This is a genomic window from Pseudomonas sp. Pseusp97 (genome assembly GCF_047304025.1).
In the GTDB taxonomy this organism is placed as follows: domain Bacteria; phylum Pseudomonadota; class Gammaproteobacteria; order Pseudomonadales; family Pseudomonadaceae; genus Pseudomonas.
Window position 1 is genome coordinate 1 of sequence record NZ_JBGLYK010000202.1, and the last position, 10,219, is coordinate 10,219.

12 protein-coding genes and 1 pseudogene are annotated in these 10,219 nt (G+C 67.3%); 8 read left to right on the plus strand and 5 right to left on the minus strand.

All coding sequences use genetic code 11. From position 1 onward, the window contains the following. The coding region (locus tag ACCC94_RS23870; RefSeq protein WP_413352084.1) for an autotransporter outer membrane beta-barrel domain-containing protein at window positions 1–1,020 on the plus strand (1,020 nt) is incomplete at its 5' end. 306 nt (window positions 1,021–1,326) lie between these two features. Beyond that, window positions 1,327–2,019 carry a B3/4 domain-containing protein gene (locus ACCC94_RS23875; protein ID WP_413352085.1) on the plus strand — a complete coding sequence of 231 codons (693 nt, stop codon included), beginning with the start codon at window positions 1,327–1,329 and terminating at the stop codon, window positions 2,017–2,019. A 27-nt stretch (window positions 2,020–2,046) separates the two neighbouring features. Here ACCC94_RS23875 and ACCC94_RS23880 read toward each other — a convergent pair whose 3' ends face one another. Next, window positions 2,047–2,970 carry a LysR family transcriptional regulator gene (locus tag ACCC94_RS23880; protein WP_413352087.1) on the minus strand — a complete coding sequence of 308 codons (924 nt, stop codon included), beginning with the start codon at window positions 2,968–2,970 and terminating at the stop codon, window positions 2,047–2,049. Window positions 2,971–3,133: 163 nt separating this feature from the next. On the opposite strand from ACCC94_RS23880, the gene ACCC94_RS23885 reads away from it, so the two are divergent. Together ACCC94_RS23885 and ACCC94_RS23890 are read left to right on the plus strand one after the other, a co-directional pair. Next, the gene (locus ACCC94_RS23885) at window positions 3,134–3,529 is read left to right on the plus strand and encodes a RidA family protein (protein WP_413352088.1); all 396 of its coding nucleotides are present in this window, start codon (window positions 3,134–3,136) and stop codon (window positions 3,527–3,529) included. 83 nt (window positions 3,530–3,612) lie between these two features. Then, complete coding sequence (locus ACCC94_RS23890; RefSeq protein ID WP_413352089.1) at window positions 3,613–4,113, plus strand: GNAT family N-acetyltransferase; 501 nt, start codon at window positions 3,613–3,615, stop codon at window positions 4,111–4,113. Between the two features lie 4 nt (window positions 4,114–4,117). Here ACCC94_RS23890 and ACCC94_RS23895 read toward each other — a convergent pair whose 3' ends face one another. Continuing rightward, on the minus strand, window positions 4,118–4,537 hold the full coding sequence (locus tag ACCC94_RS23895; protein WP_088417354.1) for a transcriptional regulator: 420 nt from the start codon (window positions 4,535–4,537) through the stop codon (window positions 4,118–4,120). Window positions 4,538–4,764: 227 nt separating this feature from the next. Between ACCC94_RS23895 and ACCC94_RS23900 the strand changes: the two genes are divergently transcribed. Both ACCC94_RS23900 and ACCC94_RS23905 read left to right on the plus strand, forming a co-directional pair. Next, the gene (locus ACCC94_RS23900) at window positions 4,765–5,154 is read left to right on the plus strand and encodes a hypothetical protein (protein ID WP_413352090.1); all 390 of its coding nucleotides are present in this window, start codon (window positions 4,765–4,767) and stop codon (window positions 5,152–5,154) included. A 434-nt stretch (window positions 5,155–5,588) separates the two neighbouring features. Then, window positions 5,589–7,283, plus strand: coding sequence for an amidase (locus tag ACCC94_RS23905; RefSeq protein ID WP_413352091.1), 1,695 nt, complete (start codon window positions 5,589–5,591; stop codon window positions 7,281–7,283). Window positions 7,284–7,604: 321 nt separating this feature from the next. On the opposite strand, the gene ACCC94_RS23910 is transcribed toward ACCC94_RS23905, so the two are convergent. Further along, complete coding sequence (locus ACCC94_RS23910; protein ID WP_413352095.1) at window positions 7,605–8,603, minus strand: GlxA family transcriptional regulator; 999 nt, start codon at window positions 8,601–8,603, stop codon at window positions 7,605–7,607. Between the two features lie 61 nt (window positions 8,604–8,664). Beyond that, complete coding sequence (locus ACCC94_RS23915) at window positions 8,665–9,096, minus strand: hypothetical protein (RefSeq protein ID WP_413352092.1); 432 nt, start codon at window positions 9,094–9,096, stop codon at window positions 8,665–8,667. Window positions 9,097–9,172: 76 nt separating this feature from the next. On the opposite strand from ACCC94_RS23915, the gene ACCC94_RS23920 reads away from it, so the two are divergent. After that, the gene (locus ACCC94_RS23920; protein ID WP_413352093.1) at window positions 9,173–9,352 is read left to right on the plus strand and encodes a hypothetical protein; all 180 of its coding nucleotides are present in this window, start codon (window positions 9,173–9,175) and stop codon (window positions 9,350–9,352) included. A gap of 32 nt (window positions 9,353–9,384) precedes the next feature. Here the strand turns inward: ACCC94_RS23920 and ACCC94_RS23925 are convergent, their stop codons facing one another. Then, window positions 9,385–9,882, minus strand: a complete 498-nt coding sequence (locus ACCC94_RS23925; RefSeq protein WP_413352094.1) for a MarR family winged helix-turn-helix transcriptional regulator — start codon at window positions 9,880–9,882, stop codon at window positions 9,385–9,387. A gap of 115 nt (window positions 9,883–9,997) precedes the next feature. Here ACCC94_RS23925 and ACCC94_RS23930 point away from each other — a divergent pair. Then, window positions 9,998–10,219: pseudogene (locus ACCC94_RS23930) on the plus strand (MFS transporter); the annotation flags it as partial.

The window sequence follows — 10,219 nt, forward strand, 5'->3', positions numbered from 1 at the left end:
ACTCCCCCGGTGGCGGCGCCGGGCACGCCGCCGCTGCCCACGCCGGGCGCCGGGGAAACCATCGTGCTGTATCGTCCGGAGGTTCCGGTCTATTCGGCGGTGCCGCCGGCGGCTTCGCTGCTGGTGATGAATGCCATTGGCACCTTCCACGAGCGCCAGGGCGAACAGAGCCTGCTCGGCGAAACCGGCGCCCTGCCAGCCGGCTGGGTGCGCGGCATGGGGCAGAGCCTGCGGCAGAGCTGGTCGGGGACCGTCTCCCCCCGCTTCGACGGCAACCTCAACGGCTTCCAGGTGGGACACGACCTGTTCGGTCTCGACATGGGCAATGGATATTCCCAGCGTGCCGGCCTGTTCCTCGGGCATTCGAACATCGATGGGGATGTGAAGGGCTTCAATCTCGGTTTCGAGGATCGCTACAGCGGCGACATCGGCCTGGACGGCGACAGCCTCGGCGCCTACTGGACCCTGACCCACGCCACCGGCGGCTACCTGGACCTTGTCGCCATGGGCACGCGCCTGGACGGCCGCAGCCGCTCGGCGCGAGGCTACCGGCTCGATCTCGACGGCCAGGCCTGGGCCGTCTCCGCCGAGGCCGGCCAGCCGTTCCCGCTGAGCGAGCGTTGGGCGGTGGAACCGCAGGCGCAGGTGATCGTCCAGAAGGTCTCGCTGGACAGCGACGACGACGGTATTTCCCACGTTTCCTTCGACAACCAGGAGTACTACACCGGCCGCTTCGGCGCGCGCCTGAAGGGGCGCTACCTGGTCAACGGCACGCCACTGGAGCCCTGGCTGCGCACCAACCTCTGGCACAACTTCGGTGGCCGTGACGCAGTGGTCTACGACCATGCCGATGCCATCCGTACCGACCATCAGGGCAGCTCCATGGATATCGGCGCTGGCATCGCCGCACGGCTCTCGCCGGACCTCTCGCTGTATGCCTCGGCCGCCTACAGCAGCAACCTCGACAGCGAAAACCAGGAGTCGCTGTCGGGCAGCATCGGTTTGCGCGTAAGCTGGTGAGGTGCATAAGCAAGGCTGAATTTCGCTCCTGCTCCATTAGCGCAGCTAATCGTTCATTCGGGTATTTCATGGCAGCGAAGACGCGCTGCAGGTAGAACTATCCCGGCCGGGCGCCTGGCCTGGCACTTTCGTGCTGACCTGTTCGGAGAATCACCATGAAGTCCAGATGGACCGCTTTGCTTTGCCTGCTGAAAACCCTGTCCGTTGCCTGGGGCGACTACAACCGCCGCAACCTGGTCCGCCGCTGAGGGGCTGGACCGCGTCGCCCGTCCCCTTTGTTTCCCGTCGTACACCAAGGATGCCGCCATGTTCGCCGTCACGCCCCACATCGCCCTCGCCGTCGCGGCCATCGCTCCGGGTTTTCGCGCCCTGAGCATCACGGTGGAAGCTGCGCCGATCCTGCATCCGGAGGTGGCGCAGCAAGCCATGCAGCGAGCCTGCGCCGCGCTGGCAGCGGGTGAGCCGGCCTGGGGAGAGGCGCACCTCGCGGCCTGGGCCGAAGTGTTCCGCCGCTTCGGCGCCAAGCCCCAGCGCACACCCTGTTCGGCGGAGGCGCTGCGCAAGCGCGCACTGCGCGACGGCAGCCTGCCGAGCATCGACCCCGTGGTGGACCTGTACAACGCCATCAGCGTGCAATTCGCCATTCCCGTGGGCGGTGAAAACCTCGCCGCCTACGCCGGCACCCCGCGGCTGATGGTTGCCGAGGGCAACGAGAACTTCGACACCATGAAGGACGGTGCGCCGGCCCACGAATCCCCTGACGCCGGCGAAGTCATCTGGCGCGACGATCTCGGCGTGACCTGCCGCCGCTGGAACTGGCGACAGGGCGTGCGCACCCGCCTGGACGCCGAGGCGCAGCAGATGTGGTTCATCCTCGAAAGCCTGCCGGAGATGCCGCTGGAGGCGCTGCAAGAGGCCGGCGCGCAACTGGTTGCCGGCTTGCTGGCGATGATGCCGGGCGCCAGGGCAGAGACGCTGCTGGTCGGGACGCGTGCCTGAGCAAGCTCACGCACGCGTCGCTGCCGATTACGGCACTGGCCCGGCCACCGGTGCATGCCGCGCCATCAGCTCGACGACCCAGTCGATGAAGACCCGCAGCTTGGCGCTGACATGGCGATTGGGTGGGAAGGCCACGAAGAGCGGCATGGATTCCATCGTCCAGTCGGCGAACAGCTCGACCAGTTCGCCGCGCGCCACGGCATCATCGGCCATGTAGCGCGGCAGCCAGAGCACGCCCATGCCGGCGAGGCCGGCGGCCAGGTAGGCGTTGCCGTCGTCCACCGTCAGCACCGGGCGGCCCTGGACCTGCACGGCTTCGCCGTCCTTGTGCAGGGCGTAGGAAAGCGGCTTGCCCGTGCGCGCCCAGAGGTAGCCGACGATGCGTTGCTGGCCGTCCTCCAGGTCGCGAGGGTGCCGGGGTACTCCGGCGCGCTGCAGGTAGGCGGGCGCCGCGAACACCCCCAGCGGCAGGTCGGCGACGCGACGGGCCATCAGCGACTGGTCGGTGAGCTCCCCGCCGCGCACCACGCAGTCCACGTTCTCGTCGATCAGGTCGACCATGCGGTCGCTGACGCCCAGGTCGATCTGGATGTCCGGATAGCGCTCGTGGAAACCGGGCAGGGCAGGGATCAGCAGCAGGCGCGCCAGCGGTGTGGGCACGTCCACCCGCAACCGCCCGCGCGGCAGGGCGGCGGCGCTGGAAAGGCTGGTCTCGGCGTCGTCCATGTCCGCCAGCAGGCGCACTACGCGCTCATAGTAGGCGGCGCCGTCGGCGGTGAGGTTGAGCTTGCGGGTGGTGCGGTTGATCAGGCGCACGCGCAGCCGCGCTTCCAGCTGCTGGATCAGCTGGGTGACGCTGGTGCGGCTCATGTGCAGGGTGTCGGCGGCCTTGGTGAAGCTGCCGGTCTCCACCACGCGGGCGAAGGCTTGCATCGCATCGAAACGGTCCATGGCGGCTCCGGCTGGCTGACGAAGAAGGGCGCTGAGAAGGCTGATTGTTTGGATTCTACAAACAATCCTGGCCAGCGTTGCCCGATTATCGCCGAGACCGCGCGCCGTAACCTGCCTCCATCGTTGAAACCGGGGCCGTGGCGCCCCTCGATGGAGCAAGCAGATGAGTAACCGTGACGTGGTTTTCCCCGCCGGCCGCCAGGCCCTGTATGAACGCAACCGCTATTCCCCGGCCGTCCGCAGCAATGGGCTGCTGTTCGTCTCCGGCCAGGTTGGAAGCCGCGAGGACGGCTCGCCCGAGCCCGACCTGGAAGCCCAGGTGCGCCGCGCCTTCGGCAACCTCAACGCGGTCCTGGCCGCCGCCGGCTGTAGTTTCGAGGACGTGATCGACGTGACGGTGTTCATGGTCGATCCACAGGCGAACTTCGAGCGCGCTTGGCAGGTTGCCGCCGACTACTGGGGCGCGGCGCCCTATCCGACGGTGACGGCGGTGGGCGTGACCTGGCTGTACGGCTTCGACTTCGAGATCAAGGTGATCGCGCGTCTGCCGCAACACTGAGGTGGCCGCAGGGCAGGGCGGCGAGACGGGGCGGCCGGGTTTCTTTACCATGCCGTCTTGTTTTGCACTGCCAGGAATACCCCATGAGCGCCCCGACCTTCCGCACCGCCACCCTCGCCGACACCGACCGCTGCTTCGAGATCGAAACCATCGCCTACGAGGGCGACGAGGCCGCGACCCGCGAGAAGATCGCCACGCGCATCGCGCAGTACCCGGCGGGCTTTCTGATCATGGAACTGGGCGGCGAGATCATCGGCTTCATCAACAGCGGCTGCGCACACGAGGTGGTGATGTCCGACGAGGCGTTCAAGGAACTTGTCGGCCACGACCCGGCGGCGCCCAACGTGGTGATCATGTCCGTGGTGATCGACCCGGCGCAGCAGGGCAAGGGCTACGCCACGCAGCTGATGCGCAGCTTCATCGAGCGCATGGCCGGGGCGGGCAAGCGCACCATCCACCTCATGTGCAAGGACCGCCACGTGCCGCTGTACGAGCGCTTCGGTTATCGCTACGTGAAGCCGTCAGCGTCCGACCACGGCGGCATGGCCTGGCATGAGATGCTGATGGAGTTGCCCGCCAGCTGACGCGTCAGCGTTCTGGCCGGTCGTTCACCCGGTCACGGGTCGCGCGCTCGGCCAGTTGGTCGAAGGTCTCCGGCAGCAGCGCGGCCTCGCCCTGTTCGTCGAGCAGCTGGCGGAACACCAGGTGGTCCGGGAAGCCGCGGCTGATCAGCGTCAGCAGCTCGGTGCCGCGCTCGGTCAGCTCGAAGTTGTTGCCCGTGCCGCCGTGCTCGCGCGGGCGCTCCTGGATATAGCCGTTGGCGTAGAGGTCGCCCTCCAGGTCGCCGGCCACCTTCTTCAGATGGTCGACGCTGCCTTCCACCGGCTCGCCCTGCAGCCGGTGCTGCTCGGCCACTTCCTCGCCGCACTCGCGGGCCTTGTAGGGTTCGTCGGCGCAATCCTGGGCGCGCAGCAGCAGGCGTTCGATCAGGTCCCAGTCGTAGCTCATGGCGTGTTCTCCTCCGTCGGGATGGAAGGCGAGCGATGGCCTTCCTGATGTGCGACCCGGCGAGGCGGGGAGGGTTCGAACTTCCTGCGCAGCGGCGCGCCCATCCTCAGCCACGCAACCATCGATGACGTCGAGCTTCACTATCGACGCAATCGAGTGGTGCGCGGGCCGCGCCGGCCTGAGTATCTGCCCCAAGAGCTTGTCGCCGCGAGCGAGGGACAGAATCGATGAACACCGTGCCCCCCAAACCCAATCGCCTGATAACCCGCATTGCCCTGGGTTCGCTGGTGCTGGCCGTGGCCAGCCTGAGCGGCTGTGCGGCGACCTCGGAAACCCGGCTGAGCTGGGACAGCCTTGGCGGCACCACCGCCCAGGACAGCAGTGCCTACCTCAGCTGTGTCGATGGCAGGCTCGCCCCCGGCACCGCCACCTTCGTCAGCGATAGCGGGGACACCCGCCAGTTGCTCACCGGCAGCGCCGACCCGCTGCAGGCCAGCGGCATCGTCCAGGTCACTCCGATCGCTGGCGGCAACCACTTCAGCGCCTACCAGCGCAGTGCCTGGCAGGACAAGGGCGAACTGCTGGACGCCGCCTACCAGTGCGCACAACACAGTTGAAACCGCTTCGAGCGGGCCGCTCCCCCCAGCGACCCGCCCAGCGCCGGCAGGCGGCGAATAGCCTGCGTCAGTGTCTGCCATCGGGCTTTCGCTGATTCACTCTCCAGGGCGCTCCCCCCCAGCGCCTGTATCTCGCCTGCCGAGCCCCCCACTCGGCGGGCGTTTTTTTTAATTTACGACTGTTGTGTATTCTGATCGGGCATGCCAGTGTGTGCGCTCTGGCGGCTGTATTCGCCTTTCGTTGTCCCATGATGCGCATCCGGTTTATCCGCCGGGCGCTGAACGAGGCCGCCGGCCGACGGTACACTCACTCCCGTCGCGTAACAGAAGTACAAGAGAATCGAGATGAACACGCACTTTCCGACTTGCGCCGTCTGGGTCCGTCGCGACGCAGACCTGCCCCTTCCCACCCACCTCCAGCCGACGGTGAAAGCATGATCGAGGTAACCGAAGTTTCCATTGCGCAGCTGCGTGAAGCCCTGGAGTCGGGCCGCACCACCGCGGTCGAACTGGTCAAGGCCTACCTCGCGCGCATCGATGCCTACGATGGCCCGACCAGGCTCAATGCCGTGGTCGTGCGCAATCCCGACGCCCTGAAGGAAGCCGAAGCCTCCGACGCGCGCCGCGCCCGTGGCGAGACCCTCGGCCCGCTGGACGGTATCCCCTATACCGCCAAGGACAGCTACCTGGTGAAGGGCCTGACCGCCGCCTCCGGCAGCCCGGCCTTCAAGGACCTGATCGCCTACCGCGACGCTTTCACCATCGAGCGCCTGCGCGCCGCGGGCGCCATCTGCCTGGGCAAGACCAACATGCCGCCCATGGCCAACGGTGGCATGCAGCGTGGCGTCTACGGCCGCGCGGAAAGCCCGTACAACCGCAAGTTCCTCACCGCGCCCTTTGCCTCCGGTTCCTCCAACGGTGCCGGCACCGCGACCGCCGCGAGCTTCTCGGCCTTCGGCCTGGCGGAAGAAACCTGGTCCAGCGGTCGTGGCCCGGCCTCGAACAACGGCCTGTGCGCCTACACCCCGTCCCGTGGCGTGATCTCGGTGCGCGGCAACTGGCCGCTGACCCCGACCATGGACGTGGTGGTGCCCTACGCGCGCACCATGGCTGACCTGCTGGAAGTGCTCGACGTGGTGGTCGCCGAAGACGCCGACAAGCGCGGCGACCTGTGGCGCCTGCAACCGTGGGTGCCGATTCCCGCTGTTGCCGAAGTGCGCCCGGCGTCCTACCTGGACCTCGCTGCCGGCCCGGAGGCGCTCAAAGGCAAGCGCCTGGGCGTGCCGCGCATGTACATCAACAAGGACGAACTGGCCGGCACCAGCGAGAAGCCCGGCATTGGCGGCCCGACCGGCCAGCGCATCAACACCCGCGCCTCGGTCATCGACCTCTGGGAGCAGGCCCGCAAGGCCCTGGAAGCCGCTGGCGCCGAAGTCATCGAAGTGGACTTCCCGCTGGTCTCCAACTGCGAGGGCGACCGTCCTGGCGCGCCGACCGTGTTCAACCGCGGCATCGTTTCTCCGGAGTTCCTCCACGACGAACTGTGGGAACTGTCCGGCTGGGCCTTCGACGATTTCCTCCGCGCCAACGGCGATCCCAAGCTGAACAAGCTGGCCGACGCCGACGGTCCGAAGATCTTCCCCCACGACCCCGGCACCCTGCCCAACCGTGAGGACGACCTGGTCGCCGGCATGGACGAGTACGTCAACATGGCCAAGCGCGGCCTGAAGACCTGGGACCAGATCGAGACGCTGCCGGAAGGCCTGCGCGGCCTGGAGAAGACCCGCAAGCTCGACCTGGAAGACTGGATGGACGAGCTGAAGCTCGACGCCGTGCTCTTCCCCACCGTGGCCGATGTGGGCCCGGCGGATGCCGACGTGAATCCGGAATCGGCCGACATCGCCTGGAGCAACGGTATCTGGGTCGCCAACGGCAACCTGGCGATCCGTCACCTGGGCGTGCCGACCGTCACCGTGCCGATGGGCGTGATGGCCGATATCGGCATGCCGGTGGGCCTGACCTTCGCCGGCCGCGCCTATGACGACTCGGCGCTGTTGCGCTTCGCCGCAGCCTTCGAGGCTACCGGCTCCAAGCGGCTGGTTCCGCCGAGCACGCCACCGCTGGGCTGATCGGTTCGCCGCGTCACGCAAGACAGAAAACCGCGCTCCCAGGGGGCGCGGTTTTTTTATGGGCCGGAAAGGGTTGGCGACGCGTTTTCGATGGCCCGGTGCATCGATGGGCGATGGTTCGCGAGCAAGCTCGCTCCTACGACGAGCTGGCCGGCATCACCTTGTAGGAGCGAGCTTGCTCGCGAACCGATCCAGCACTGGCGGTCACCGTGGCCGCGCTACAAGAGCTCGCGCCGCTCCGCCTTCGTAGGAGCGGACCTTGTCCGCGAAGGGTTCGCCTCGCAGAAGAACATCGCGCGAAGCTCCGCTCCTGCGGCGCAATCACTTCGCCGACTTCACATTGCCGTAGCGCGCTTCCTTGGACGGCGAGTAGCCGTAGAACGAGGTGTAGCACTTGCTGAAATGGCTGGGCGAGACGAAGCCGCAGGCCAGCCCGACCTCGTACATCGGCAGGCTGGAATGCTGCAGCAGGCGCCGGCTCTCGGTGATGCGCAGCTCCAGGTAATAGCGCACCGGCGTGGTGCCCAGCTGCTCCTGGAACAGCCGCTCGATCTGCCGCTTGGAGCGCCCGACGTACTGCGACAGCTGGTCCTGGCTCAGCGGCTCCTCGATGTTCGCGCTCATCAGGTTGATCGCCTCGCGCAGCGGCTCGCTGAGCTTTTCGTGCAACGCGGGGCGGGTGCGGCGGAAGCGCGACTCCTCGAAGGCGAGGATGTCGACGATGGCGTCCACCAGCTCGCGGCCATGGCGGGCATTGATCCACTCCAGCACCAGGTTGAAGGCGCCCGTGGGGCTGGCGGCAGTGAGGCGGTCGCGGTCGGCCTGGTAGCTCTCGCTGGTCACTTCGCTGTGCCGGGCGATCTCCGCCAGCGCTGCGCGGTTCTCCGGGTGGATGGCGCAACGGTAGCCATCCAGCAGGCCGGCCTGGCCGAGGAACCAGGCGCCGTTCCACAGGCCGGCGAGGGCGATACCCTTGTCGGCGGCTCCCTGCAGCTGGCGGGTCAGTTCGGGTATCGCGCGCAAGGGGGTGCGCAAACCACCGCAGACCACCAGCAGGTCCAGTTCGGCGAGCTGCGCCGAGGTCAGCGTGGCGCCGGGGCAGATCACCAGGCCAAGGTCGCTGGTGACGGACTCGCCGTCGAGGCTGAAGGTCTGCGTGGCGAAGGTCTGCGCGCGGATCAGGTTGGCGGTGACCAGCGTATCCAGCGCTTGGGTGAAGGCGGGCAGGGAGAAGTGTTCGAGCAGCAGGAAGCCTACCCGCGCCAGGCGGCCGGGCTCCCTGGATTCACCGTCGAGGTAGCGCAGGTTGCGGCCCTGCATGGCCCCGCTGAACTGGCGGCGTTCGACCAATCGACACCTCGTTTTTTTGTGGACTTCAGGCTCAGCCGCGCACGGCGCGGCGGACGGGGACTGGCCGGCTGTGCGAGCTGCGCCGGCCGGTCTGGCTGAGCAGGATGATAATCACCGTCAGGGCCAGGGTCGAACTGACTTCCACCCGGTGCGTCGGCATGATGAACATCACCGCGAGGATGAAGCTGATGATGCCGATCACCAGCCAAGTCAGCCAGGGGCACAGCCACATGCGAAACACCAGCTGGTGGTTGCGCCGGCGGAGGATGCCGCGCATGCGCAGCTGCGACACGGCGATGGCGAGGTAGAGGAGCAGGGCGATGGCGCCGGCGGCAATCGCGTGGCCGGAGCCGACGAACAGGCCTGTACCGATGATTCCCGCGATGGAAAGCATGGTCTCGTGGCGGGGCTTGAAGCCCTGCACCAGATCGCCATTGGCGCCATTTGCACTGGGAGCACTCATCGGACGGCCTTTTATTGAAATTATCAGGCAGGGCGCGCTGACGCCATGGGGCGGGCGCAGTTTCCCGCAGCCGGTGATGCTGGAGTCGGGGCTGGGGATTCCGCGCGGCGGCGATGCGCTGCACGCGGGGCTCAAGCTAAGGCACCGGGTGGGCGGCGAGTTGCTCGAAATCGCCGCGGGCATGACCAAAAACGACATGGCGCTGGGACCGGGCAGTGGCCATGAGTCGCCCTGGGACGATGGTTCCTGTACGTGAAGAGCCTGTCGGCGAAGCCGGCAGGCGGTCGTTCAGCGGTTGGCGTCGGGCAGGCTGGCGAGGAGTTTTTCCAGCAGGCCGGAGAGCTTCTTCTGTTCGGCGGCGCTCAGCCCGGCAAGCACCTGACGCTGGTTATCGACGTGTGCGCCGACGGCTTCGTCGATCAGCGCGAGGCCGGCTTCGCTCAGGCCCACCAGCGAACCGCGCCCATCCTCCGGATTTGGCATGCGCTGCACCAGGCCCTGTTTTTCCAGGCGGTCGAGGCGGTTGGTCATGCTGCCCGAGGAAATCATCGCCGCCTCGTAGAGCACCGTGGGCGTGAGGCGGAACGGCGGGCCGCTGCGGCGCAGGGTGGCGAGCACGTCGAACTCGCCCGGTTGCAGGCCGTACTCGGCGAACAGCGGGTTGAGGTGATCACGGGCGATCAGCTGGGCGGCCTCGCCGAGGCGGCCGAGCAGCAGCATCCCATCGGTATCCAGCTCGGGCAGCTGCTGGTGCCATTGCTCGACGGCGAACGCGGCTCTGTCCATGGGACTTCCTTTTTATCTTGATGTCGAGATACATTGAATTTGTCTTGATGTAGAGATATTCGCCTGCGCTGCCCTCGCGATCAAGTGCTGGCGCCCCACTGGAAGGATGTTTGCCATGTCTAGAACCGTCTCCCTTGCCGCCTGCCTGTTCGCCGTCGTGCTGGCCGGCCTCAACCTGCGCCCCGCGCTGGCCTCCATCGGCCCGCTGCTGGACACGCTGCAGGCCCACGCGCAGCTGTCCGACAGCCTTGCCAGCCTGCTCACCAGCCTGCCGGTGCTGCTGATGGGCCTGGGGGCGCTGGGCGCCGCCCAGTTGCTGCGCCACTTCGGCGTGCGC